Annotated in this window: 24 protein-coding genes; 10 read left to right on the top strand and 14 right to left on the bottom strand. The window is 69.2% G+C overall.

The features are described 5' to 3' along the window. Positions 1-63: 63 nt before the first annotated feature. The 3 genes from ACQP06_RS06395 to ACQP06_RS06385 all read left to right on the top strand — a co-directional run bounded on the left by ACQP06_RS06395 (position 64) and on the right by ACQP06_RS06385 (position 2,979). On the top strand, positions 64-861 hold the full coding sequence (locus tag ACQP06_RS06395; protein WP_433671148.1) for a helix-turn-helix domain-containing protein: 798 nt from the start codon (positions 64-66) through the stop codon (positions 859-861). Positions 862-919: 58 nt separating this feature from the next. Continuing rightward, positions 920-1,588, top strand: a complete 669-nt coding sequence (locus ACQP06_RS06390; RefSeq protein WP_433671146.1) for a PadR family transcriptional regulator — start codon at positions 920-922, stop codon at positions 1,586-1,588. A 185-nt stretch (positions 1,589-1,773) separates the two neighbouring features. After that, on the top strand, positions 1,774-2,979 hold the full coding sequence (locus ACQP06_RS06385; protein ID WP_433671144.1) for an FAD-dependent oxidoreductase: 1,206 nt from the start codon (positions 1,774-1,776) through the stop codon (positions 2,977-2,979). Positions 2,980-2,985: 6 nt separating this feature from the next. On the opposite strand, the gene ACQP06_RS06380 is transcribed toward ACQP06_RS06385, so the two are convergent. Next, a complete protein-coding gene (locus tag ACQP06_RS06380; RefSeq protein ID WP_433671142.1) occupies positions 2,986-5,025 on the bottom strand; it encodes an MDR family MFS transporter in 2,040 nt (679 codons plus the stop codon). A gap of 172 nt (positions 5,026-5,197) precedes the next feature. Between ACQP06_RS06380 and ACQP06_RS06375 the strand changes: the two genes are divergently transcribed. Genes ACQP06_RS06375 through ACQP06_RS06365 form a run of 3 tightly spaced genes read left to right on the top strand, consistent with a single transcriptional unit; the run spans position 5,198 to position 6,978 of the window. Further along, positions 5,198-6,073, top strand: coding sequence for an oxidoreductase (locus tag ACQP06_RS06375; protein WP_433671140.1), 876 nt, complete (start codon positions 5,198-5,200; stop codon positions 6,071-6,073). A gap of 42 nt (positions 6,074-6,115) precedes the next feature. Further along, positions 6,116-6,574, top strand: coding sequence for a transcriptional regulator (locus ACQP06_RS06370; protein WP_433671139.1), 459 nt, complete (start codon positions 6,116-6,118; stop codon positions 6,572-6,574). Beyond that, complete coding sequence (locus ACQP06_RS06365) at positions 6,571-6,978, top strand: DUF3817 domain-containing protein (RefSeq protein ID WP_433671137.1); 408 nt, start codon at positions 6,571-6,573, stop codon at positions 6,976-6,978. Before ACQP06_RS06370 ends, ACQP06_RS06365 begins: the two co-directional genes overlap by 4 nt. Positions 6,979-7,070: 92 nt before the next feature. Here the strand turns inward: ACQP06_RS06365 and ACQP06_RS06360 are convergent, their stop codons facing one another. The 10 genes from ACQP06_RS06360 to clpS all read right to left on the bottom strand — a co-directional run bounded on the left by ACQP06_RS06360 (position 7,071) and on the right by clpS (position 13,956). After that, positions 7,071-7,676 (bottom strand): non-canonical purine NTP pyrophosphatase, encoded by a 606-nt coding sequence (locus ACQP06_RS06360; protein WP_433671135.1) that lies wholly within the window; start codon positions 7,674-7,676, stop codon positions 7,071-7,073. Continuing rightward, positions 7,673-8,443: a ribonuclease PH gene (gene rph / locus ACQP06_RS06355; protein ID WP_357098674.1), complete on the bottom strand. Its 771-nt coding sequence runs from the start codon at positions 8,441-8,443 to the stop codon at positions 7,673-7,675. Before rph ends, ACQP06_RS06360 begins: the two co-directional genes overlap by 4 nt. 22 nt (positions 8,444-8,465) lie before the next feature. Then, the gene (locus ACQP06_RS06350) at positions 8,466-9,230 is read right to left on the bottom strand and encodes a cyclic nucleotide-degrading phosphodiesterase (RefSeq protein WP_433671133.1); all 765 of its coding nucleotides are present in this window, start codon (positions 9,228-9,230) and stop codon (positions 8,466-8,468) included. 75 nt (positions 9,231-9,305) lie between these two features. Continuing rightward, entirely contained in the window at positions 9,306-10,034 is a 729-nt protein-coding gene (locus ACQP06_RS06345; protein WP_433671131.1) for a rhomboid family intramembrane serine protease, read from the bottom strand. Positions 10,035-10,073: 39 nt separating this feature from the next. Then, on the bottom strand, positions 10,074-11,036 hold the full coding sequence (locus ACQP06_RS06340) for a PLP-dependent cysteine synthase family protein (protein WP_433671129.1): 963 nt from the start codon (positions 11,034-11,036) through the stop codon (positions 10,074-10,076). A 2-nt stretch (positions 11,037-11,038) separates the two neighbouring features. Next, complete coding sequence (locus ACQP06_RS06335) at positions 11,039-11,317, bottom strand: MoaD/ThiS family protein (protein WP_433671127.1); 279 nt, start codon at positions 11,315-11,317, stop codon at positions 11,039-11,041. Positions 11,318-11,347: 30 nt separating this feature from the next. Next, a complete protein-coding gene (locus tag ACQP06_RS06330; RefSeq protein ID WP_357098659.1) occupies positions 11,348-11,767 on the bottom strand; it encodes a M67 family metallopeptidase in 420 nt (139 codons plus the stop codon). 119 nt (positions 11,768-11,886) lie between these two features. Beyond that, positions 11,887-12,948 carry a P1 family peptidase gene (locus ACQP06_RS06325; protein ID WP_433671125.1) on the bottom strand — a complete coding sequence of 354 codons (1,062 nt, stop codon included), beginning with the start codon at positions 12,946-12,948 and terminating at the stop codon, positions 11,887-11,889. Between the two features lie 59 nt (positions 12,949-13,007). After that, the gene (locus tag ACQP06_RS06320; protein WP_379272699.1) at positions 13,008-13,577 is read right to left on the bottom strand and encodes a DUF2017 domain-containing protein; all 570 of its coding nucleotides are present in this window, start codon (positions 13,575-13,577) and stop codon (positions 13,008-13,010) included. Positions 13,578-13,599: 22 nt separating this feature from the next. Continuing rightward, a complete protein-coding gene (clpS, locus tag ACQP06_RS06315; protein WP_379272701.1) occupies positions 13,600-13,956 on the bottom strand; it encodes an ATP-dependent Clp protease adapter ClpS in 357 nt (118 codons plus the stop codon). A 238-nt stretch (positions 13,957-14,194) separates the two neighbouring features. On the opposite strand from clpS, the gene ACQP06_RS06310 reads away from it, so the two are divergent. The 3 genes from ACQP06_RS06310 (at position 14,195) to ACQP06_RS06300 (ending at position 18,277) form a co-directional block, all read left to right on the top strand. Next, positions 14,195-15,505 (top strand): nicotinate phosphoribosyltransferase, encoded by a 1,311-nt coding sequence (locus tag ACQP06_RS06310; RefSeq protein WP_433673251.1) that lies wholly within the window; start codon positions 14,195-14,197, stop codon positions 15,503-15,505. A gap of 69 nt (positions 15,506-15,574) precedes the next feature. Continuing rightward, on the top strand, positions 15,575-16,141 hold the full coding sequence (locus tag ACQP06_RS06305) for an isochorismatase family protein (protein ID WP_433671124.1): 567 nt from the start codon (positions 15,575-15,577) through the stop codon (positions 16,139-16,141). A gap of 90 nt (positions 16,142-16,231) precedes the next feature. Beyond that, complete coding sequence (locus ACQP06_RS06300; RefSeq protein ID WP_357098644.1) at positions 16,232-18,277, top strand: ATP-dependent DNA helicase; 2,046 nt, start codon at positions 16,232-16,234, stop codon at positions 18,275-18,277. Positions 18,278-18,438: 161 nt separating this feature from the next. On the opposite strand, the gene ACQP06_RS06295 is transcribed toward ACQP06_RS06300, so the two are convergent. Beyond that, positions 18,439-18,945 carry a DoxX family protein gene (locus ACQP06_RS06295; protein WP_433671122.1) on the bottom strand — a complete coding sequence of 169 codons (507 nt, stop codon included), beginning with the start codon at positions 18,943-18,945 and terminating at the stop codon, positions 18,439-18,441. A 147-nt stretch (positions 18,946-19,092) separates the two neighbouring features. Beyond that, complete coding sequence (locus ACQP06_RS06290; RefSeq protein ID WP_433671120.1) at positions 19,093-20,460, bottom strand: NCS2 family permease; 1,368 nt, start codon at positions 20,458-20,460, stop codon at positions 19,093-19,095. A 269-nt stretch (positions 20,461-20,729) separates the two neighbouring features. On the opposite strand from ACQP06_RS06290, the gene ACQP06_RS06285 reads away from it, so the two are divergent. Beyond that, positions 20,730-22,784 carry an AMP-binding protein gene (locus ACQP06_RS06285; RefSeq protein ID WP_433671118.1) on the top strand — a complete coding sequence of 685 codons (2,055 nt, stop codon included), beginning with the start codon at positions 20,730-20,732 and terminating at the stop codon, positions 22,782-22,784. Positions 22,785-22,790: 6 nt separating this feature from the next. Here ACQP06_RS06285 and glgP read toward each other — a convergent pair whose 3' ends face one another. Continuing rightward, on the bottom strand, positions 22,791-25,364 hold the full coding sequence (glgP, locus tag ACQP06_RS06280) for an alpha-glucan family phosphorylase (RefSeq protein ID WP_433671116.1): 2,574 nt from the start codon (positions 25,362-25,364) through the stop codon (positions 22,791-22,793). Positions 25,365-25,511 lie beyond the last annotated feature (147 nt).

The following is a 25,511-nucleotide window of genomic DNA, read 5'->3' as shown; positions in this document are numbered from 1 at the left end:
GGCCGTCCATGTCATTCCCTGGAGGGAATCGCGCGACCGCATCCCCGTCCGCACAGTGGAGGTATGACGACCATGGCCGTGGCGACGACGACACCCTTCGCCCAGGAACTGCGCGGCTGGCGCACCCGGCGACGGCTCAGCCAGCTCGATCTCGCCATCGCGGCCGAGACCAGCCAGCGGTATCTGAGCTTCCTGGAACAGGGCCGCTCGCATCCCGGGCGGACCATGGTGGTGCGGCTGGCCGAGGTGCTCGGGCTGTCCCTGCGCGAACGCAACGCGATGCTGCTGGCGGCCGGGTACGCCCCGGTGTTTCCCGAATCCTCCTTGGACGCACCGGAACTCGGTGCGGTCCGGTACGCGCTCGACACCATCCTGCAGGGACACCTGCCGTATCCGGCGGTGGTGACGCGCCCGTTCGGGGTGCTGGTGGCGGCGAATCCGGCCTTCGAGCTGCTGACCGAGGGCTGCGCGCCGGAGCTGCTGGAGTCGCCGGTCAATGTGCTGCGCCTGGCCCTGCACCCGGACGGGCTGGCGCGGCGGGTGGTGAACCTGCCGGAGTGGGGCCGCCACATCACCGACAGCCTGCGCAATCGGGCGGGCCGCAGCCCCGATCCGGCGCTGGACGCGCTCATCGCGGAGCTCGAGGGCTATCTGCCGCTGGTGGATCCCGGGCCCGGGCACCTGGGTTTCGCGGTGCCGCTGCGACTCCGCTCCGAGGCCGGTGAGCTGCGGCTCATCACCACGCTCACCTCGTTCGCGACGGCCACCGACATCACCCTGTCGGAGCTGCACCTGGAGGCATTCCTGCCCGCCGACCAGGCCACCTCCGATCTGCTGCGGGCGCGCTTCGCCGCGGAGTAAGTGCTTGCGACCTCATTACTCGTAGACGTATATTCGTAGACGAGTAAGGAGGTGCCCCATGGCCCGCAAGCGCAAGGTCGCCAATCTGATGGGTCTGGCGGTGCTGTCCGCCGTCGTGCTCCAGCCCATGCACCGGTACGAGATCGCCGCGAGGTTGCGGGCCTGGGGCAAGGACAACGACATGAGCATCAAATGGGGCTCGCTCTATACCGTCGTGGACAACCTCACCAAGCACGGCTTCCTGGAGATCACCGGCAGCGAACGCGACGGGGCGCGCCCCGAACGCACGATCTACCGCATCACCGACGCGGGCCGGGCCGAACTGCTGGACTGGACCCGCGAACTCATCGCCGATCCGGAACCGGAGAAGCGCCGCTTCGTGGCCGGGCTGTCCGTGCTCTCGGTGCTGCCCCCGGACGAGGTAGTCGACCTGCTCACCCGGCGAATCACCAAGCTGGACACCATCATCGCCGAAACCCGCGCACAGTTGGCCGCTCTGGACGGCTCACTGCCGCGCCTGTTCCTGATCGAATCGGACTATGAGCTGACCATGCTGGCGGCCGAGGCCGACTGGGCCCGCGGCCTGCGCGACGCGCTCGCCGACGGCAGTTTCCCGGACACCGAGAGCTGGCGGGCCTGGCATCGCGACGGCGTCCTACCCCCCGAACTGGCAGAGCTGGCCGCGGAAGGGGGCGCGAACACACCGCACACTCAGCACGACTCCTAACGGAACCGGGCCCCGGCGAGGGTGCTGCAACACCGCCGCCGAAGCCCGGGAACACACCGTCTCGAACCGCGTCCGTGCAGGCGAACCCGGCACCGAGTTTGGCAACTACAGGATAACTGGGTTCTCCACGCGCGGGACGGTTCGGGGTTTTCGGCAAGCCTTCGAACACATCTCGGGAGAGACCCATGTCAAAATCCATTCGTTCCGCGATCATCATCGGCGGCGGCATCTCCGGCCCCGTCACCGCCACCGCCCTGCACCGGGCCGGTATCGACGCCACGGTCTTCGAGGCCTACCCGGGCCCCGCCTACGGCATCGGCTCCAACCTCGCCCTCGCGCCCAACGGCGTCGCCGCCCTCGACCTGGTCGGGGCCGGAGATCCGGTGCGCGCCAAGGCCGTACCCGTCAGCCGGTCCACGATGTCGGTCAACAGCAAGCAGTTCGCGCTGCCGGGGCTGGTCGACATCGAGCCGCTGCGCGTGATCGACCGCGCCGACCTGCACGAGATCCTGCACGACACCGCCGTCGCGGCCGGGGTGCGCTTCGAGTACGACAAGCGGTTGGTCGAGGTGGAGGAGCACGCGGGCGGCGTCACCGCCATCTTCGCCGACGGCAGCAGCGCCACCGCGGACGTGCTGATCGGCGCGGACGGCATCCGCTCCACCGTGCGCACCCTCGTCGACCCGCACGCGCCCGGACCCACCTACCTGCGCATGCTCGGCTTCGGCGCGTACACCGACGTGCCCCTCGACCTGGAGCCGGAGACCATGACCTTCGCCTTCGGCAAGCGGGCCTACTACCTGTACTGGTCCATGCCCGACGGTCGGGTCGCGTGGGGCGCGAATCTTCCTTCCGAGCAGTACTACTCGCTCACCGAGGCCCGCGCCGTGTCCACCGAACAGTGGCTGCGGACCCTGCGCGAGACCTACGCCGGGGACCTGCCCGGCGAGCGGCTGGCAGAGGCCACGACAGCGGCTCAGCTGCAGGTGATCGGCGCACTGCACATCATGCCGCGGGTGCCACACTGGCACCGGGGACGCATGGTGCTCACCGGCGACGCCATCCACGCGCCCAGCAACACCTCCGGGCAGGGGGCGTCGATGGCCATCGAGAGCGGGATCGAGCTGGCCCGCTGCCTGCGCGACATCGACGATCCGGCAACGGCTTTCGCCGCCTACGAGGCGCTGCGGCGGCCGCGCGTGGAGGGGGTCGCGGCCCGGGTGGCGCGAATGAACCAGACCAAGGCGGCCGGGCCGGTCGCCCGGATGGCCATGCAGCTGGTGATGCCGATGATGTTCAAGCGGATGAATCCGGAGAAGTTGTTCGGCGGCGAGCAGCGGTTCCGGATCGACTGGGACGCCACCGCGCGGCCCGTCACGGTCAACGCCTGATCGGACTCAGTGGCCGACCGGCAGCATGTCCGGCCGGTCGGCCTCGTCCAGGAGTTTGGTGGCGATATTGTCGATCGCCTGGTCCAGTAGTGCCCGATCCGCCGGATCGGTGGAATCCCAATCGGTGAGCTGACTTTCGAGCCAGCGCTTCCACGCGCCCCGGACCCGATCGACCTCCTGGTCCCCCTTGGCGGTGAGGGCGAGTTCGCCGCCGTCGCGGCGCAACAACCCCTCCCGCTCCGCCTTGACGTACACCGGATCGATCAATTCCGCCGGGATCCAATGGGTTCGGGCGATGTCCTCGAGGGTGGCGGTGCCGCGCAACCGGTTGTACATGCGCACCTGACCCAGCGCCCACGCCTCGTCCCGTCCGAGCGAACTGCCCGCCGCCGCCAGGATTCCCGGGTCGGGCACCGTATTGTCGCGCAGCTTGCGCAGCACCTGCGCCACACAGCGCTCCAGCTGCACCAGCCGGTCGGCCGAATCCGGCATGGAGAACTGCTCCCCCACATCGGTGGCCTCGGCGCGAGCGCTGTCGCGCAGGGTGACCTGCTTCAGGAACCACGCCACCACGAAACCGAGCAGCGCCACCGGCACCACCCAGCGGAAGACGAAGTCGATGGCATCGGCGTAGGCGTGGATGATCGGGGCGGCCTGCTGCGGCGGGAGCTCCCGCAGCAGCGCCGGACTCTGCGCGACCTGCGGCGGCACCCGCGACTCCAACAGCGCCGCTTCCAGATTCGGGCGCAGCTGATTCGAGTACAGCGTGCCGAACACGGTGGTCCCGAACGCGCTGCCGATGGTCCGGAAGAAGGTGACCCCGGAGGTGGCGGTCCCCAGGTCCGAGTACGGAACACTGTTCTGCACGGCGATGGTCAGCACCTGCATCGCCAGGCCGACGCCGAGGCCCAGGATCAGCATGTACAGCGACATCAGCCAGATGCCGGTGCCCGGCCCCATGGTCGACATGAGGTACAGGCCCACCGCCATCACCGCGCACCCGATGATCGGAAACGCCTTGTAGTGCCCCGTCTTCCCGACGATATTGCCGGACAGGATGGAGGTGAAGAACAACCCGACCACCAGCGGCAGGGTGCGCAGCCCGGACGCGGTGGCCGACACGCCTTCCACATACTGCAGATACGCGGGCAGGTAGGTCATGGCCCCCAGCAGCGCGAAGCCGACGATGAAGCTCAGGATCGAGCAGACGGTGAACACATTGCTGCGGAACAGGTGCATGGGCAGCATGGGTTCGCGGGCCCGGAACTCCGCGGCCACGAAGGTGGCCAGCAGCGCCGCGGCCGCCGCGAACAGGCCGATGATGGTGGGCGAGGTCCACGCGTATTCCTGTCCGCCCCATTCCAATCCGAGGATCAGGCAGGTGACGCCGACCGCGACCAGCGCGATGCCCAGGTAGTCCACGATCGGTTTCACCACGGCCCGGGTCATGGGGATGGTGCGGGCCGCGGCCGCGATCATGACGACGGCGAGCGGGACGTTCACGTAGAAGCACCACCGCCAGCTCAGGTGGTCGGTGAACAGTCCGCCCAGGGTGGGTCCGAGGACGGTGGTGATGCCGAAGACCGCGCCCAGCGCGCCCTGGTACTTGCCGCGTTCGCGCAGCGGGATGACGTCGGCGATGAGCGCCATGGAGGTGACCATGAGCCCGCCCGCGCCCAGGCCCTGGATGGCGCGGGCCGCGATGAGCAGCGTCATGCCGTGCGCGAGCCCGGCGATCATCGAGCCGACGATGAACACGGCCCCGCTGATCTGGAAGACGAGTTTGCGGCCGAACAGGTCACCGAACTTGCCGGACAGGGCGGTGGCGATGGCCTCGGCCACCAGGTAGGAGGTGACCACCCAGGCCATGTGCCCGGCCCCGCCCAGGTCCGCCACGATGGTGGGCAGCGCGGTCGAGACGATGGTGGAGTCCAGTGCGGCCATGAGCATGCCGAGCGCGACCGTTCCGAAGACGACGTTCCTTCGGCCGCGACTCAGCGGCTGCGGTGGGACGGGCTTGGCGGCGGTGACGCTGGCACCGGTCATCGGCCCAGTATGTGGCGCTCACCAGCGAAGATGCGGCAACGACACGGCAAACCGGGCATTGCGGGAGACATTCGGCGAGTTCGGCCTACCGTTGGAACTTACTCTGGAGTAAGGTCGGGGCATCCGAGTGCGGAGCCGCACTGCGAACCCCGAACCTGCGAGGTCAACAGCCATGGCATGGAAGCCCAGCGATATCCCCGACCAGACCGGGCGCACGGTCGTCATCACCGGAGCCAATGGCGGCCTCGGCGAGCAGACCACCAAGGTACTCGCGGGCAAGGGCGCGACCGTGATCATGGCCTGCCGCAACGCCGCCAAGGCCCAGCAGGTCGCCGACCGCATCGACGGCGACGTGCGGGTGGCGAGCCTGGACCTGGCCAGCCTGGACTCGGTCCGGCAGTTCGCCGAGAGCACCGGCGAATTCGACGTCCTGATCAATAACGCGGGCCTGATGAACATTCCGTTCTCGCGGACCCAGGACGGCTTCGAGACCCAGTGGGGCGTGAACCATCTCGGCCACTTCGCGCTGACCGGGCTGCTGCTCGACAAGATCGGCGACCGGGTGGTCACGCTGGCCTCGATCGCCCACAAGCAGACCCCCAAGCTGTGGATCGACGACCTCAACTACGAGCACCGCCGCTACCAGCGCAACCTCGCCTACGCGCAGGCCAAGCTGTCCAACCTGATGTTCGCGCGGGAACTGCAGAACCGGCTGGCCGCGGCGGGCTCGGCCAAGCGCTCCTACGCCGTGCACCCGGGCGTCTCGGCCACCGACCTGTTCGCCCGGACCGAAACCCCGATGGACAAGATCTCCAAGCCGTTCATCCGGATCATCGGCCAGTCGCCCTTCCACGCGGCGTACTCCTCGCTGTTCGCGGCCACCGAGACCGACGCCGACCCGAACACCTACTGGGGTCCGACCCGCTTCTTCGGCAGCCAGGGCCCGGTCGAGGCCTCGCCGTCCAGCAAGATCTCCCGGGATCCGGAACTGCTGCGCCGGCTCTGGGAGGAATCCGAGCGTTTGACCGGGGTCACATTCAAGTTCTGATCGGCAACCTGCCTACTACGGGACCCGTAGTAGGCAGGTACCGTGGAGTGCGTGTCCGCTCCCCAACGCCGCCCGGCCCTGATCGTGTTCGTGGTCGTGGCGTTCACGGCGTGCCTGGGTCTGGGCTACTGGCAGTGGACCCGGTTCGAATCGGGCGGCGGCACCTATCAGAATCTCGGCTACGCGCTGCAGTGGCCGCTCTTCGCCGGATTCGTGATCTGGGCCTATGTCCGCTTCGTGCGGCTCGAGAAGGAAGCCGGGGAGGACGAAGCCCCGCCCGCCGAGCCCGGCACCGAGACCACCGCCCGCCCCCGTCGCCCGAAACCGGCCGCACCGCGTGAGATTCCCGCGGGCCTGCTGCCGGAGCGCCCCAAGGCCGCCCGGGACGAGGATCCAGAGCTCGCCGAATACAACAGGTATCTGGCCGACCTGCACGCCCGCGACATGGACGACCAGGTCCGTGACGCCGGACTGCAGCACACCGAGAGGAGCGCCGGTTGAACGCCAGCGACAATTCCGCGCCGTCCCCCGTCGCCACCGAGACCACCGCGCCGGCCCGCCCGCTCGGTTCGGCCGCGCCCGAGAAGATCCGCGGCGCGCTGACCCGCTACCGCGTGCTCGCCTACATCACCGGCGTCTGGCTGCTGGTGCTGTGCGGCGAGATGGTCTACAAGTACCTGCTCCTCGACGACAGCGGCACCGCCCCGCACTGGCTGTTCTACATCGGCCAGGTGCACGGGCTGTTCTACATGCTGTACCTGGTCTTCACCATCGACCTGGGCATCAAGGCGCGGTGGCAGCCCATGACCACGTTCCTGACCTGCCTGGCGGGCACGATCCCGTTCCTGTCCTTCGTGTTCGAGCACAACCGCACCCGAGAGGTGAAGGCAGCCTTCGACCTCTGAGCCGACACGCGAACAGCGGAAAGGGGTTCGAGGACTTGGTCCTCGAACCCCTTTCTCGTCTGCGGTGATTCAGTTCTCGTCGGCCGTGATGCTCAGTTGCCGGCGAGGGCGGCCAGTGCGGGCAGCAGCTGGCGCAGGGCGCGGCCGCGGTGCGAGGCGGCGTCCTTCTCGGCCGGGGTGAGCTGGGCGGAGGAGAGCTCGCCGCCGTCCGGGAAGAAGAGCGGGTCGTAGCCGAAACCGCCGTCGCCCACCGGCTTCCGGCCGATGACGCCCGGCCATTCGCCGCGCACGACTTCCTCGACACCGGCGCCGACCAGGGCGCAGGCCGAGACGAAGCGGGCCCCGCGACGCTCGTCGGGGACGTCGCCGAGCTGGGCCAGCAGCAGGGTGTTGTTGGCCTCGTCCTTGCCGTGGGCGCCCGACCAGCGGGCCGAGAGCACCCCGGGCATGCCGTTGAGGGCATCCACCTCGAGACCGGAATCGTCGGCGACACAGGGCATTCCGGTGGCGGCGAAACCGTCGCGGGCCTTGAGCAGGGCATTGCCCTCGAAGGTCGGTTCGGTTTCGGGGGCCTCGTCGTAGGGCTCGACGTCGTTCAGGCCGACGAGCTCGATGCCCGCGATGCCGGCCTCGTCCAGGATGCGGCGCAGCTCGGTGAGCTTCTTGGCATTGCGGCTGGCGACCAGGACGCGGGTCATCGCTTCTTGGACTCCTCGGGCTCGGGCAGCACGCCCGGGTACGGCAGCGCGAGGGCTTCCTTCTGCACCACGAACAGCTGCTCACAGCCCGCCAGCGCGGAATCGAGCAGCTTGTCCAGGGTGGAGCGCGGGAAGGTGGCGCCCTCGCCGGTGCCCTGGATCTCGACCAGGGTGCCGGTGTCGGTGGCGACCACGTTCATGTCGACCTCGGCGCGCGAGTCCTCCTCGTAGGGCAGGTCCAGGCGCACCCGGCCGTCCACCACACCGACGCTCACCGCGGCGATGGCGCAGGAGATCGGTTGCGGGTCGGCCAGTTTCCCGGCCGCGCCCAGGTAGGTGATGGCGTCCGAGAGCGCCACGTACGCGCCGGTGATGGCGGCGGTGCGGGTGCCGCCGTCGGCCTGCAGCACGTCGCAGTCCAGGGCGATGGTGTTCTCGCCGATCGCGGCCAGGTCGATGCAGGCGCGCAGCGAACGGCCGATCAGCCGGGAGATCTCCTGGGTGCGGCCACCGACCTTGCCCTTCACCGACTCTCGGCCCGAGCGGGTGTGGGTGGCGGCGGGCAGCATGGCGTATTCGGCGGTCAGCCAGCCCAATCCGGAATCACGCCGCCACGGCGGGACGCCGTCGTTCACGCTGGCGGTGCACATCACCCGCGTCTGCCCGAACTCCACCAGCACCGACCCGGCCGGGTGCGAAGTGAAACCCCGAGTGATCTTTACGTCGCGGAGTTGGTCATCCGCCCTGCCATCGGCTCGTTTCGACACGACGCTCAGCGTAACGGGACGATCAGATGTCGAAGACCTCGCCCGGGGACACGGCGTGTACGGGACCGCTGAACACGGCCTTCGCCTCGGCGATGACGTCCTCGCGGGAGGTCCACGGCGGGATGTGGGTGAGCAGCAGCTCGCCGACGCCCGCGCGGGCCGCGATCAGGCCCGCCTCGTGGCCGGAGAGGTGGATGCCCGGCGGGCGGTTGGCCGGGTCGTGGGTCCACGACGCCTCCGACAGCAGAACGTCTGCGCCGCTGGCCAACTCGAAGACCTCGTCGCACAGGGCGGTGTCGCCGGTGTAGACCAGGGTGCGGCCCGCCGCGGTGGTGATGCGCAGGCCGTAGGACTCCGGCGGGTGGAACATGCGCCGCGCCTCGACGGTGTGGCCGGTGCCGAACGGGACCGGGACGTCCGCCTGCCAGGGCCGCATGTCGATGACGTCGGACCAGTCGTCGGTCTCGCCGCCGATCTCCGCGGAGGCGTTGCCGATCCGCAGCGAGGTGTCGGCCGGGCCGTAGACGACGGCCTTACCGGTCGGCGGGTTCGGGTGGTAGCGACGCCACACCAGCAGGCCCGGCAAATCCAGGCAGTGATCGGCGTGCAGGTGGGTGAGGAAGATGTCGACCTCGCCCGGATCCAGGTGACGCTGCAACGCGCCGAGCACGCCGGGTCCGAAATCGATGACGGTCGGTGTCATATCCGGGCCGGTCAGCAGGTAACCCGACGCCGGGGAATCCGGGCCGGACACGCTGCCCGAGCACCCGAGGACGGTGAGGCGCATTCCCCCATGCTGCCACGCTGCATTCTCACTCAACGGAGGGATCCCCCAAATCGCCGACCGCGACCAGCGTCACCCCTACGACGCGAGACGGCCGGCGTCAGCCCCGCGACGATGACGACGTTCATGAGCAGAGAGTACCCATCCGGCAACCACTCCACCCACCGCCCCGAAAAGATGTCCTTGCCAAGAGATTTCCGGGTTGCTCGGCAGTACGCCCCACAGGATCGACCCGTAGACGGCCAGCACACCCAATCCGACCGCGATCTGCACCACATTCCGCGAGAACCAGCCCCAGCAGATCAGATATGTGAGCCAGCCGAACACCAGTCCCGAGGCTCCCACCGACACGGTGTGCGGCATGGCCGTCAGCCACACCCCCGCACCGGCGATCACCCAGATGATGGCGGTCGCCGCCAGCCCACGCCCGATCCCGGTCAGCAGCGTGAGCAGGCCGAGCACCAGCACCGGCAGCGTGTTCGCCAGCAGGTGCCCCCAATTGGCATGCAGGACAGGCGCGAACAGGATGCCGGTCAGGCCCTCGCCGGAACGCGGCCGCACCCCGTTCTGTTCGAGACGGCCGCCGGACACGCTGTCGACGGCTTCCACGCCGTACAGCAGCGCGGTGAAGCCCAGCGTCAGCGCAATGGCGCGCTGCCACAGCGATTTCAGGGCCCCCGGGCCGGACGAACCGGTGTCGCCGGTCGGGACGGGTGTGCGCCCCGCCCCCGGGTCGGCCAATTCCCTGCGCAGCCGCGCGATCCGCTCCGGATCGAACGACGCGCCCATGCCGCTGCCACCGCTCATGGCAAGACCTCCTAGCCCTGCCCCGAGCGTACCGCCGGATCAGGCCCAGAGCTGGCCGTCGAGCCTCTCCTCCGCCTCCTCCAGCGTGCCGTCGTAGGCGCCGGTGGACAGGTACTTCCAGCCGCCGTCGGCGACCACGAACGCGATATCGGCACGCCGCCCGGCCTTCTCGGCCTTCTTGGCGACCCCGAGCGCGGCGTGCAGGATCGCACCCGTCGAGATGCCCGCGAAAATGCCCTCTTCCAGCACCAATTCACGGGTGCGGCGGACCGCGTCGTAGGGGCCGACCGAGAATCGGGAGGTCAGCACCGACTCGTCGTAGAGCTCCGGGACGAAGCCCTCGTCGAGATTGCGCAGGCCGTAGACCAGCTCGCCGTAGCGGGGCTCGGCCGCGACGATGTCGATGCCCGGCACCTTCTCGCGCAGGAAGCGCCCGGTGCCCATGAGCGTGCCGGTCGTGCCGAGACCGGCCACGAAATGCGTGATCTCGGGCAGGTCGGCCAGAATCTCGGGGCCGGTGGTCTCGTAGTGCGCGAGCGCGTTGGCCGGATTGCCGTACTGGTAGAGCATCACCCAGTCCGGATTCTCGGCCGCGATCTGCTTGGCCAGCGCCACGGCCTGATTGGAGCCGCCCGCGGCCGGGGAGTCGATGATCTCCGCGCCGAACATGGTGAGCAGCTGCCGCCGCTCCACCGAGGTGTTCTCCGGCATCACGCACACCAGCCGGTACCCCTTGAGCTTGGCCGCCATGGCCAGCGAGATGCCGGTATTGCCGCTGGTCGGCTCCAGGATCGTGCAGCCGGGCGTGAGCCGCCCGTCGGCCTCGGCCGCCTCGATCATGCGCAACGCCGGACGGTCCTTGATGGAACCGGTCGGATTGCGGTCCTCGAGCTTGGCCCACAGGCGCACGTGCTCGTCACCGTCCCAGCGCGGGGACAGGTTCTTGAGACCCACCAGCGGAGTGTTGCCGAGGGTCGCGATCAGCGACTCGTAGCGGGCCACGGTCAGCGCGCCCCGCCGGCGACCGCGGGCAGGATGGTCACCGAGCCGCCCTCGGGCACCTCGGCGTCCAGGCCGCCGGTGAAACGCACGTCCTCGTCGTCGACGTAGACATTGACGTAGCGCTTGAGCTTGCCGTCCTCGAGCAGCTTCGCCGCCAGGCCCGGGTAGTTGGCCTCCAGGTCGGCGATGACGGCGGCCAGGGTCGCGCCCTGCGCCTGAACTCGCTTCTCGCCCTTGGTGATCGGGCGCATGATGGTCGGGATGGACACGGTGACCGACATCGGGGGGACTCCTCTGTTTCCGGGTGGACGCTAGGCGGGGTAGGCGGCGACGATCTCGACCGGTTCCTCGGTGACGACACCGTCGAGGATTCGGTAGCTGCGCAGCTCGTGCTCGTGCGGATCCCGGGTGGAGACCAGCACGTAGTGGGCATGGGGTTCGGAGGCGAAGGACACATCGGTGCGGCTCGGGTAGGCCTCGGTCGCGGTGTGCGAGTGGTAGATCACCACCGGCTCCTCGTCGGCCGCGTCCAGCTCCCGCCACAGGCGCAGGTGCTCGTCGGAATCGAACTCGTAGAAGGTGGGCGAGCGGGCGGCATTGATCATCGGCACGAACCGCTCGGGGCGATCGGAGCCCTCGGGACCGGCCAGGATGCCGCAGGCCTCGTCGGGGTGGTCGGCGCGCGCGTGCGCGACCATCGCCTCCACCAGGTCCGCCCTGATCACCAGCACCGTCGCATCCTTCCGTTCACGCCCGAAGCACCCGGCCGAACGGCCGAAACGCTCCCGTCAACAGGTGAGAATATGCCGGTATTCCCGGGGTGGCCGGTCACCCTCGCGCCCGGGTCGTCTCAATCGCCGAACAGGTCGCGGTAGGTCGGGATGCCCGCCACCGCCGTCGCGGACAGGATCGCGTCCACGATCGCCCGCTCCACGCACACCGCGGCCGCCGTGCACAGCTGGTCCACGATCAGCAGATCCGCGGGAAAGGCCGGGGGCAGTGGGAAATTCGGCTGCTGCTCGGCGGTCCCGGTGGCCAGCGCGAACAGGGTGTCGCCGTCCAGCGGGGAATGCGCGGGCCGGATGGCCCGGGCCAGGCCGTCGTGCGCGGTGGTGGCCAGCCGGCGGCAGGCCGCCGGATCCAGCGCCGCGTCGGTGGCGACCACGCCGATCGTGGTGTTGAGCACGGTGCCCTTCACCGCCAGCGCGTTGGCGGCGGTCAGCTGCGCGGCGGTGGGCGCGTGCAAGCCGAAGAACTCGGGACCGTCGGTGCCCGCACCCCACGGGAGCCCGGTGCGCGGATCGAACACCGAGCCGACCGGATTGGCCACGATCACCGCGCCCACCGTGATGCCCGCGGCCGGGCCTTCCGCGAAACGTACACTGGCCGTGCCGATTCCGCCCTTGATCGACCCCGCCCGCGCGCCCACGCCCGCACCGGCCGTACCGCGCGCGAACTCTTCCCCCGCGGCGTCGGCGGCGAGGAATCCGGCGTCGGCGTCGGGCCGGATGTTCCACGCGCCCACCGGCAGATCGAAGATGACCGCCCCGGGCACGATGGGCACCACACGCGAGGGATCGGTGGGATCCATCGGAATGCCCTCCCGATGCTCCTCCAGCCAGCGCATGACCCCGTCGGCCGCGGCCAAGCCGTAGGCGCTGCCCCCGGTGAGCAGGATCGCATTCGCCTGCCGCACAGTGTTTCCCGGATCCAGCAGGTCGGTCTCGCGGGTGCCGGGGCCGCCGCCGCGCACGTCCACCGCGGCGACCGCGCCGCCTGGCACACGCACCACGGTGCAGCCGGTGGCCGCGCCCTCGCCGAGAGTGGCGTTCGCATCCAGGAGGCTGTGGTGCCCGACCAGCACCCCGCCGACGTCGGTGATCGAATTACGTGGTCCCGCAATACTGTTCACGGCGCTCCTCCTCGGTGACCGGGTCCGGCTCGGTGCCCACGCTAGCGTCGGCGGGCGCGCTACGGGGCCAGCGCCTGGATCAGCGAGTCCTGCATCCAGGTGAGCCAGTGGTAGACCTCGAGGCTCGGGCCGCGGGGGTCGTCATCCGGGAAATGCTCGGGCGTGTCGGCGTCGATGTCGAGGGCCGTGCCCAGGGCCAGGCGGACGTCGTTGAGGGCGGTGAGCCAGGCGTCGGCCTGCTCGGGGTTGATGACGATACGGCCGCCCTGCGGGGGCAGCGTGTCCAGGACGACCCGGCCCGCGGCCACCTTGGATTCGATGATCTCCGGCTCGTGCAGGCTGCGCAGGGCGCTGTTCAGGTCGGCGCGCTCGGCGTCGGGGGAACCGGGTTCGGGGCGGTGGAAGTCCGGCAGCAGCCGCGCCAGCCGCGGGTCGGCGGGCGGGGTCGAGTTGCCCAGCTGTAGCCCGGTCAGCGCCGCGAGATCGTCCTCGGGGGCCGATTCGGCCCGGTCGACCAGCAGTCCGGTGACCGCGCCGACCAGGGAACGCAGGACGTCCGCCTCGTGGGCGTCCATTTCCGAACGCAGCTTCAGCCCGCCCAGGGAGTTCTTTCTGCTCCACTTCCGCACGGGTTCACCGTAGTCGCCTTGTTCACTCGTCACGTTGCATGGTCGCCCACAGCCCGGCGGCGTGCAGCCGTTGGACGTCGTGCTCCATCTTGTCGCGCGAACCGGCGGACACCACGGCCTTGCCATCGTTGTGGACCTTCAGCATCAGCTCGGTTGCCTTACCTTTGCTGTAGCCGAAGAGCTTCTGGAAAATGTAGGTCACGTAGTGCATGAGATTGACCGGATCGTCCCATACGACGGTGACCCAGGGCCGATCCTCTGCTTCCAGAATCTCGGAATGTTCAATGGCCTCCGGTGTCGCCTGTGCCGACGACAGTGTCGCGCCGACGCCCACCGAACCGGCGGTCATCTCGACAACGTCTTCTTCACACAGACCCATAACAACCAGGGTACGACTCGACCGCAACGAAACAACAGCAGCGCCCAATTGCCCTCCGCTTCGCTCCGGGCGGTTCGCGGCCCTGTTACCTCGTCCTTCCCTCCTCCGCTCCTCCGCTTCGCTCCCCCGCTCCAAGGCGGAGGTCTATCAAGCCGCAGTCCAGGACGAGGCGGGCCGCGAACTGCAGGCCTGTCGCATAGTCGGTGCTCTCCGTGTGCGTCCTAGAGTTGGCCCTGTGATGATCGCTGACGGACTGACCAGTACCGCCTTGCTGACCGACCAGTACGAGCTCACCATGCTGGCGGCGGCGCTGGCCGACGATTCGGCGCAGCGGCAGTGCACCTTCGAAGTGTTCGCTAGGCGATTGCCGAACGGTCGTCGGTATGGCGTGGTCGCGGGGACCGGGCGTTTGCTGGCCGCCCTGGACGAATTCCGTTTCGGGGAGCCCGAACTCGCGGTCGCCGCCAAGTTCCTCGACGATCGCACCCTGGAGTGGTTGCGCGACTACCGCTTCCGCGGCCGGATCGACGGTTATCGCGAGGGCGAGCTGTTCTTCCCCGGCTCCCCCATCGTCACCGTGCGCGGCACCTTCGCCGAATGCGTACTGCTGGAAACCCTGATCCTGTCCATCTACAACCACGACAGCGCCATCGCCGCCGCGGCCGCCCGCATGGTCAGCGCCGCCGGGGGCCGCCGCATGATCGAAATGGGTTCGCGCCGAACCCACGAACTCGCCGCCCCCGCCAGCGCCCGCGCCGCCTACCTGGCCGGCTTCGACGCCACCTCCAACCTGGAGGCGGCCCGCAGCTTCGGGGTGCCCAGCGCCGGGACCAGCGCGCACGCCTTCACCCTGCTGCACAGCGGCCGCGACGGCGCGCACGAGGCGGCGGCCTTCCGCAGTCAGGTCGAGGCCCTGGGCGTGGGAACCACGCTGCTGGTGGACACCTTCGACATCACCCGCGGCGTGGCCACCGCCATCGAGGTGGCGGGACCCGAATTGGGCGGGGTGCGTATCGATTCCGGCGATCTGGGCGTGCTCGCCCGGCAGGTGCGCGAACAGCTGGACGCCCTGGGCGCCATCCGCACCCGCATCGTGGTGTCCGGTGACCTGGACGAGTACGCCATCGCCGCGCTGCGCGCCGAACCGGTCGACGTCTACGGCGTCGGCACCTCGCTGGTCACCGGCTCGGGCGCGCCCACCGCGGGCATGGTCTACAAGCTGGTCGAGGTGGAGGGCGTCCCGGTCGCGAAACGCAGCTCCCACAAGGAGTCTCGCGGCGGCACCAAGCGCGCCGTGCGCCTGTCCCGCGACACCGGCACCGTTGTCGAGGAGATCGTCTACCCTGCCGTCTCGGACCGCCCCGAGTCCGACCGCTTCGAGGTCCGCGACCTCCAGGTCCCCCTGGTCCGCGACGGCGAGGTGCTCCCCGGCCTGCCGACCCTGGCCCAGAGCCGCGAACTGGTCGCGAAGGGCCTGATCAGTCTTCCGTGGGAGGGCCTGAAGCTGTCGGCGGGCGAACCGGCGATCCCGACGACCTTCCAGGGCTGACCGCCGAGCGGCACAATGCAGTACGAAACCCGAACCACTGTGGTTCGCCCAGGCCCCCGGAGGCAGTCCATGAGCCGAGCCCTGATCGTCGTCGACGTCCAGAACGACTTCTGCGAGGGCGGCTCGCTGGCCGTGGCGGGCGGCGCGGCCGTGGCCGAACGCATCACCGAATACCTGGGCGTCTCCGATTACACCGCGATCGTCGCCACCCGCGACTTCCACATCGACCCGGGCGCGCACTTCTCCACGCAGCCCGACTACGTCGACACCTGGCCGCCGCACTGCCGTGTCGGCACCCCCGGCGCGGACTTCCACCCCGCCTTCGACACCACCGCGATCCAGGAGATCTTCTCCAAGGGCGCCTACACCGCCGCCTACTCCGGATTCGAGGGCACGGCCACCGACGGCGACACTGCCCTGGACGCCTGGCTGCGCGACCGCGGCATCGACGCCGTCGACGTCTGCGGCATCGCCACCGACCACTGCGTCCGCGCGACGGCCCTGGACGCCCGCGCGGCGGGCTTCGACACCCGGGTCCTGCTCGGCCTCACCGCCGCCGTCTCCCCCGACAGCCTGTCCACCGCGTTGAAGACGCTGCGCGAGTCGGGTGTGGAACTGGCCGGGACGCTGGAGTAACCCGCCTGGTCGTCGGCGGAAATCGGTCCTGCCGGACGGCCCGCCGAGGTTTGCGCGAGGGTTGTCGGCAGCGGGCAGTAATCTCGTCGCGTGCCCGAACTGCCTGCCGTTCCCAAGCTCCTGGCCACCGCTGTACAGGCGTTGGGGGGTAAGGAACGCAAGGGGCAGCAGACCATGGCCGCGGCGGTCGCGCACGCCATCGACACCGGTGAACACCTGGCTGTCCAGGCCGGGACCGGTACCGGAAAGTCCCTCGCCTATCTGGTGCCGAGTCTGCGCCACGCGGTGCGGACGGGCCGGACCGTCGTGGTGTCGACGGCGACCATCGCCCTGCAGCGTCAGCTGGTGGATCGCGACCTCCCGCGCCTGGCCGACGCACTCGCGTCGGATCTGGGTCGCGTGCCGCAGTTCGCGATTCTCAAGGGGCGCAACAACTATCTGTGCCTGAACAAGATCAACAGTGCGATTCCGGACGAGCCGGAGCAGGAACTGTTCGACGCGTTCGCCATCTCGAAGCTGGGCCGCGAGGTCCAGCGCCTCAACGAATGGGTCTCCGACACCGAGAACGGCGACCGCGACGAGCTCACCCCCGGCGTCACCGATCGCGCATGGCGGCAGGTGAGCGTCAGCTCCCGCGAATGCGTGGGCAAGTCCCGCTGCGCGTTCGGCCAGGACTGCTTCGCGGAGAAGGCGCGCGCCGAATCCGCCCAGGCCGATGTGGTGGTGACCAACCACGCGCTGCTCGCCATCGACGCCATCAGCGGCATCCAGGTGCTGCCCGAACACGACGTGGTGGTCGTGGACGAAGCGCACGAGCTGGTGGACCGGGTGACCGGCGTGGCCACCGCCGAACTGTCCACCGGCGGCATCAGCGCCGCCGCGAAACGCTGCTCCAAGCTCATCGACGAACAGGAAGTGGACCGGCTCGAGGGCGCGGCCGAGGCCTGGCACGGCCTGCTCGACGACCTGCAGCCCGGCCGCTGGGACCGGATGCCCGACGGCGCGGCCCCGGTGCTCGCGCTGATCCGCGACGCGGCCTGGAACGCCCGCACCGCGCTGGCCCCGCAGGGCGGCCAGGCCGCCGATCCGGAGTCGGCGGCGGCCCGCAATCAGGCGCTGGCCGCGGTGGAGGAGGTGCACGACGCCGCGGTCCGGGTGCTGACCACCTTCGAGGAGGCCGATCCGGCCGCGCACCGCGATGTGGTCTGGCTGTCCTCGGAGGAGCTCCGCGGGGTGCCGCGCCGGACCCTGCAGATGGCCCCGCTGTCGGTGGGCGGTCTGCTGCGCAGCCGTCTGTTCGGCACCGCCACCGTGGTGCTGGCCTCGGCGACGCTGCAGATCGGTGGTTCCTTCGACAATCTGGCGGTGACCTGGGGGCTGCCGCCGCAGTCGTCGGCGGTGGTGGATCCGGCGCTGGCCAACGGCGCCGAGGCCCCCTCGGACGAGAAAGCGCTGCGCTGGAATTCGGTGGACGTGGGTTCGCCGTTCGATCACGCCAAGTCCGGAATCCTGTATGTGGCAAAGCATCTGCCCGCGCCGGGCCGGGACGGGCTGCCGCAGTCCTACCTGGACGAGATCGAACGTCTCATTCGCGCGGCGGGCGGGCGCACGCTCGGGCTTTTCTCGTCGATGCGAGCGGCCAAGGCGGCCACCGAGATTCTGCGTGAACGGCTCGATACGCCCGTGTTGTGTCAAGGTGACGACGCGACCGGCGCACTTGTCCGGAAATTCGCCGACGACCCGGAAACCTCACTGTTCGGAACACTTTCGCTATGGCAGGGCGTGGATGTCCCGGGACCGTCGCTGAGTCTGGTGATCCTGGACCGCATTCCGTTCCCGCGCCCGGACGACCCGCTGCTGGTGGCCCGCCAGCGGGCGGTCGAATCCCGAGGTGGCAATGGCTTTCTGTCGATCGCGGCGAATCATGCGGCGCTGCTGCTGGCACAGGGCACGGGCCGCCTGCTGCGCAGTGTGGACGATCGCGGCGTAATCGCAATTCTCGATTCTCGACTCGCGACGGCACGCTATGGCGGTTATCTCCGAGCATCTTTACCACCCTATTGGGAAACATCCGATCCCCAAGTTGTGACAAAAGCTCTCGAACGACTGACAAATAGTGTCGCACAATTGAAATGACCTGTGAGAACCCTCACAGGAGTAGCTCCTACTTCCGGGCAGAAGTAAATTGGATTTCGATACTCCGGTGAACCCCCAATTCCCACATCGGATGTGTCCGTAGTCCCCGCGCCAAGCCCTGCACGCGGCGCGGGGACCCGAAACTTCCCGATCGGGTTTCGCTACTTCACCGCAAGGGTGATGAGCGCGGCCACCACACCGAGCGCGATCGCGCCGGCACTCCAGGCCAGACCCTGACGCTGCCACGGACGGCCCGCGTCGAGCGAGATCCGGCCCGGGCCCGCGAACGCGAAGGCGACCGCCACGAGGCCGTAGACCGCGGGCAGCTCCCACCTCGCGAAGCCGCCGCTCCAGGTGACGTTCAGCGCATTGATCATGGTGCCCAGCACGATGGCCGCGGCCAGGGGCGTCACCAAGCCCAGCGCCAGCAGCAGACCGCCGACCACCTCGCTCAGCCCGGCCAGGGTGGCGAAGAACTTGCCCGGGTCGTAGCCCATTTTCGCGAACGCGCCCGCGGTGGCGTCCAGGCCGTAGCCGTTGAACCAGCCGAACAGCTTCTGACTACCGTGCACGGCCAGCAGGCCACCGACGCTCACCCGCACGATAGCGAGGCCGATGTCGGTGCCGGTCGGGGCCTTGGAGGTGGTGGCGTTCACGGTTGCGGTCATGGCGGGTCCTCATCCTTCGGGTCTATACGTTACTCCGGCAATCCATCCGGACCGTGGTCCGTTTCGGAGCCTACAGCAGGTCCCCAACGAGAGCGGGCGCGAGGCTATTCCGCCTCGCGCCCGAAAACTTGGATCGAGTTGCTTCCCCTACTCGGCCAGGAACCAGAAGTAGTAGAGGAACACCGCCATCAGCACCCACATGATCGGATGCACCTCGCGCGCACGCCGTTTCGCGATCATGACGATCGGATAGAACAGCAGGCCCATGGCGATGCCGTTGGCGATGGAGTAGGTCAGCGGCATGATGATCACGGTGATGAAGGCGGGCACCGCGAATTCGAGCTTGTTCCACTCGATCTCACCCAGCGCCCGGGCCATCAGCACGCCGACCACGATGAGCGCGGGCGCGGTCACCGCCGAGACGTCGGCGAACACCGCGAAGATCGGGAAGAAGAACAGCGCGATCAGGAACCAGCCCGCGGTGGCGACCGCGGTCAGGCCCGTGCGGCCGCCCGCCGAGACGCCCGCCGTGGATTCCACGTAGGCGGTGGTGCTCGAGGTGCCGATCACCGCGCCCGCGGCGGTGCCGACCGAGTCCGCGGCCAGGGCCTGCCCGGCGCGTTCCAGCTTGCCGTCCTTGCCCAGCAGCCCGGCCTGGTTGGCGACGCCGATCAGGGTGCCGGAGGCGTCGAAGAAGTCGACGAACAGCATGGTCAGCACGACCACCACCATCTGCCCGGTGAACGCGCCCGGCAGGTGGATGATGGCCTGGCCGAAGGTCTGATCCAGTCCGTGCGGCAGCGCGGCCACCGAGTCCGGCAGCTTCACCAGGCCGGTCACCATGCCGACCACGGTGGTGGCGAGGATGCCGTAGAGCACCGCGCCGTGCCAGCCGAGCACCAGGAAGACGACCGTCGCGACCAGGCCGAACAGCGCCAGCAGGGTGGTGCCGTGGTGGAAGTTGCCCAGGTGCACGAAGGTGTTCGGATCGGAGGTGACGATCCCGGCGCTCTTGAGGCCGAGGAAGGCCACGAACATGCCGATGCCCGCGCCGACCGCGAGTTTCATCTGCATGGGGATGGCTTCGATGATCTTCTCGCGCACCTTGGTCACCGCGAGGATGAAGAAGATGACGCCGGACAGGAAGGTGCCCGACAGCGCCTCCTGCCACGGAATGCCCATGTGCAGCACGACGGTGTAGGCGAAGAAGGCATTGAGGCCCATGCCCGGCGCGAGTGCGACCGGATACTTGGCCCACAGGCCCATGACCAGGGTGCCGAAGATGGCGGCGACCGCGGTCGCGGTGAAGACGGCCTGGACCGGCATGCCCTTGTCGTGGAGATCGCCGCCGGGGCCGTCGCCGAGGATGCGCGGGTTCACCGCGAGCACGTAGGACATGGCCAGGAAGGTGACGGTGCCGGCCATCAGCTCGCGCCTGAGGGTGGAACCGTGTTCGCTGATGCCGAAGTACCGGTCGACGCGCCCCTTGGTGCGCGTGAGGACGTCGGTGCTCATAGGTGGGGATCTCCAGTCGGCCGGAGGACAAAGGCTGCTGGTCACGCTAGTTGGTCGGACGGGTCGGTTCGCTCACCACCCCGGCGAACTGTGGGCAATCCCACCTGCCAGAGCGTTGGTTTCCGGGCATCACCAGCGCAATTGATCCGCAAATAAACTGATTACCGGCCGGTAATTAGAGATCCTTGACCGCCATTGTCTGGGACGTTACAAATACGTAATCCGCCGGGGTTGATCAGGGGAACCGGCCAGGCAGAAGTTGTACGCCAGTGGTTACCGAAGTCATCGACGCGGTCGCGGAGTTCGCGATCGACCGCCAAGCGCTCTGGGACGTCCTGATCGATCCGCAGACCTACCCCCGGCTATTTCCTGGAATCGGCTCCTGCGAGCCCGCCGACACCGTCGATACGCACCCCGCGTGGAATTTCCGGGTCGGCGGCGCGGATACCGAGATCCGCGTGGTGCGGGTCCAGCTGCACATCACCCGCGCCGGTGAGGGCTTCGAGCTGCATCACCCCGAGCACGGCAGCTTCGCGACGATCCGGCTGCGCGGCGACAGCGGGCACACCCGCGTCTACGTCACCTATTTCAAGGCCACGCACGTGCATCCACTGCTCACCCGGTTGCCGAACCACGCGGTGGTGACCTGGACGGTGGCGGGGCTCGAACGGGTCGCCGAGCTGATCCAGGGCGCGCCGACGGCCCGCATCGTCAATGCCGAGGATTCGCGAATGAAGTTGCAGGCCGGGGTGGTCCGGCAGATGGTGAGCTCCGGCGTGGTGCGCACCTATCGCCCCGATGTGGGCCTGCGACAGATCGGCGGCCTGGCCAAGTGGGGGTTCAGCCTGGGCGGCGGATACGCGGCGGCGGCCGCGCACTCCCCGCGCCGGGCGGCGGTGATCGACGACCGGTACTCGAGCACCTTCGACCAATTGCACGCGCGCAGTAGCGCACTCGCGGGCGCGTTCACCTCGCTCGGCTTCGGCCCCGGTACGTCGATCGGGCTGCTGTGCCGCAATCACACCGGCATGGTCGAGTGCATGGTGGCGGCGGGCAAGTCGGGCGCGGACGCGGTACTGCTCAATACCGGGCTGCCCGCGCGGCAGATCGAGGAGATCGTGCAGCGGCACCGGCTCTCGGCACTGTTCTCCGACACCGAGTTCGAGGATCTGGTGCGCCACGTGCCCGCCGACATCCCCCGCTTCACCGCCGACGACGCGCCGCCGGACGCGGGCCGCACCAGCATCGAGGACCTGATCGCCATGCGCCAGGATCCGCCGCGCAAGGCTCCGCGCCCGGGCCGGCTGGTGGTGCTGACCTCCGGCACCAGCGGGACGCCCAAGGGCGCGCGGCGCCCGCACCCCAAGGGATTCGGGACCGTGGCCGCGCTGCTGTCGCGAATCCCGTTCGGCACCAACGAGACCATGTTCATCCCGGCCCCGCTGTTCCACACCTGGGGGCTCGGGGCGCTGCAGATGTCGACGGCCGTACGGGCGACGGTGCTGCTGGGCGACCATTTCGACGCCGAGGACACGCTGCGCCGGGTAGCCGAGCACAAGGTCACGGCCCTGGTGGTGGTACCGATCATGGTGAATCGGATCCTGGATCTGCCCGAAGCGGTGCGCGCCCGCTACGACCTGTCGAGCCTGCGCATCGTGGCCAGTTGCGGTGCGCCGCTGGACGGCGCGACGGTGCTGCGTTTCCTCGACACCTTCGGCGACATCCTCTACAACGTGTACGGCTCCACCGAGGTGTCGTGGGCGTCCATCGCCGACCCCGCGGATCTGCGGGTGTCCCCCACCACCGCGGGCCGGCCGCCGCTGGGCACGAAACTGGCGGTGCTGGGCCCGGATCGGCGCCCGGTGCCGGTGGGCGCGACGGGCCGGATCTTCGTCGGCAATCACATGCTCTTCGACGGCTATACCGACGCCACCCCGCCCGACGAGGCCGACGGCATGCTCGACACCGGCGATGTCGGCTATCTCGACGCCTCCGGCAGGCTGTTCGTGGCCGGGCGCGACGACGAGATGATCATCTCCGGCGGCGAGAACGTCTTCCCGCGCGCGGTGGAGGAGGCGCTGTCGCATCTGCCGCAGGTGAGCGAGGTGGCGGTGGTGGGCGTGCCGGACCATGAATTCGGCCAGCGCCTGGCGGCTTTCGTGGTGCCGCGGCCCGGCTCGGGGCTGGACTCGGAGATGGTGCGCAACTACATCCGGCACCGGGTGAGCCGCTTCTCGGTGCCGCGCGACGTCACCTTCCTGGAGGCGTTGCCGCGCAATACGACCGGGAAGATTCTCAAACGGACGCTGATCGCGCCCGCCTGAGCGCGACTACGGGCTGGGCGAGGCGATCAGGCCCAGTTCCGCGTCCGAGGCCAGCAGCGAATGGTGCGGCAGGATGCGGATGGTGTAGCCGACCGCACCGGAGATCGGCACCGGCGTCCGGATGGTGAAAACGTCGGCGCCGGAATCGTTTCCGGCGTGCAGCATGGTGAAGCTGTGGACATCGGTGAGGTCGTCGCTGGGTGAGACCCGGCCCAGAACCGCCTGCACGCTGACGTCGGCGGGGGTCAGGCCGCCGAGGTCGATGCGGGCCCGCAGGTCCAGTTCCGCGCCGATCACCGGGATGTCGGGCAGCCCGGCACTGTCCACCTGCAGGACTTTCACGGTGGGCCAGGCGGATTCGACGCGGCGGCGGTACCCCGACAGGTCCTGCGCGCCCTTGAAGTCGTCGGCCGACACCGCGCCGAAGGCCGCGGCGGCGGGCGCGTAGTAGTCGACCGCGTAGTCGCGGACCATGCGCGAGGCCAGCACCTTCGGGCCCAGGGTCCGCAGGGTGTGGCGGACCATCTCCATCCAGCGCACCGGCAGGTCGTCGTGGTCGCGGTCGTAGAAGCGCGGCAGCACAGCGCGTTCCAGCAGTTCGTAGAGCGCGGACGCCTCGAGGTCGTCGCGGCGGTGCTCGTCGCGGACGCCGTCGGCGGTCGGGATGGACCAGCCGTTCTCGCCGTCGCACATCTCGTCCCACCAGCCGTCCTTGATGGACAGGTTGAGGCCGCCGTTGAGGGCGGACTTCATGCCGGAGGTGCCGCACGCCTCGAGCGGGCGCAGCGGATTGTTGAGCCAGACATCGCAACCCCAGTACAGGTAGCGGGCCATGGAGATGTCGTAGTCGGGCAGGAAAACGATGCGGTGCCGCACCGCCGGATCGTCGGCGAACCGGACGATCTGCTGGATCAGCGCCTTGCCGCCCTCGTCGGCCGGATGGGATTTGCCCGCCACCACCAGCTGCACCGGGCGTTCCGGATCGAGCAGCATGGCCCGCAGCCGGTCCGGGTCGCGCAGCATGAGGGTGAGCCGCTTGTAAGTGGGGACGCGGCGGGCGAAACCGACGGTCAGCACGCGCGGGTCGAAAACCTCGTCGACCCAGCCGAGTTCGGCCGGGGCGGCGCCGCGGTCGAGCCAGGACGCGCGCAACCGGCGGCGCACCTCGTCGACCAGCACGCCGCGCAGGGCATTGCGGGTGGACCACAGTTCCCGCAGGTCCACGTCACAGAGCCGTTCCCAGCCGCGGGCCTCCTCGACCAGTTCGTCGCCGATCAGCTCGCGGGCCTTGTCGATCCATTCGCGCGCGGCCCAGGTGGGGGCGTGCACGCCGTTGGTGATCGAGCCGATCGGCACCTCGGCGGCGTCGAAGCCCGGCCACAGCGGCGCGAACATGGCGCGGCTGACCTCGCCGTGCAGCTTCGACACGCCGTTGGCGCGCTGGGCGAGCCGCAGGCCCAGGTGGGCCATGTTGAACACCGACGGATCGGCCTCGCGGCCCATGGCGAGGATCCGGTCCACCGAAACGCCCGGCAGCACCGGGGATTCGCGCTCACCGTGCGCACCGCCGAAGTAGCGGCGCACCAGCGCGCTCGCGAAACGGTCGATGCCCGCCGGCACCGGGGTGTGGGTGGTGAAGACGGTGCCCGCCCGGACCGCGGTCAGCGCGGTGTCGAAATCCATTCCGGCGACCATGAATTCGCGGATGCGTTCGATGCCGAGGAAACCGGCGTGGCCCTCGTTCATATGGAAGACGTCCGGATCGGGCAGGCCGTTGGCGCGGGTGTAGGCGCGCACCGCGCGCACGCCGCCGATCCCGGCCAGGATCTCCTGTTTGATGCGGTGGTCCTGGTCGCCGCCGTAGAGGCGGTCGGTGACGGCCCGCAGTTCCGGATCGTTCTCGGCGATGTCGGAGTCGAGCAGCAGCAGCGGAATCCGGCCGACCTGGGCGATCCACACCCGGGCGCGCAGCACTCGGCCTTCCGGCATCGACACGTGGATGAGCACGGGCGCGCCGGGGTCGCCGTCGGTGAGCAGCCGCAGCGGCAGGCCCATGGGGTCCAGCGCCGGATAGTGCTCGGCCTGCCAGCCGTCGGCGGTCAGCGACTGCCGGAAATAGCCGGAGCGGTACAGCAATCCGACGCCGATCAGCGGCAGCCCCAGATCGGAGGCGGCCTTGAGGTGGTCGCCCGCCAGAATCCCGAGCCCGCCCGAGTAGTTGGGCAGGACCTCGGTGACGCCGAACTCCATCGAGAAGTAGGCGATCCCGCGCGGCCCGCTCTGCTGCTTCTGGAACCAGTGGGGCCTGGCCAGGTAGTCACGAAGGTCCTCGGCAGCGGCATCCACACGCCGCGTGTACGCCTCGTCCGCGGCCAGCTCGTCGAGCCGTTCGGCCGGCACCTCACCCAGCATCCGCACCGGATCGTTCCCGACCTCGACCCACAGCCCGGGATCCAGCTCCGCGAATACGTCCTGTGTAGGCCCATGCCAGGACCAGCGCAGATTGGTCGCCAACTCGGTAAGAGCAGCCAACCGCTCCGGCAAATGTGCACGAACGGTGAATCGACGCAATGCCTTCACAGTGCTTATTCTGCCCTCCGCTTCGCTCCGGGCTGGTTCACGGCCCCGAAGTCTCGATTCTTCCCTCCTCCGCTCCTCCGCTTCGCTCCCCCGCTCCGTCGGTCCAGAATCGAGACGGCCGTGAACCTTCGGAGCGGGTCTGATGCT

This window comes from Nocardia sp. CA-136227, from assembly GCF_050955695.1.
In the GTDB taxonomy this organism is placed as follows: Bacteria; Actinomycetota; Actinomycetes; order Mycobacteriales; family Mycobacteriaceae; genus Nocardia.
Note: the sequence above shows the minus strand (reverse complement) of the source record. Positions and strands in the feature narration are given on the sequence as shown.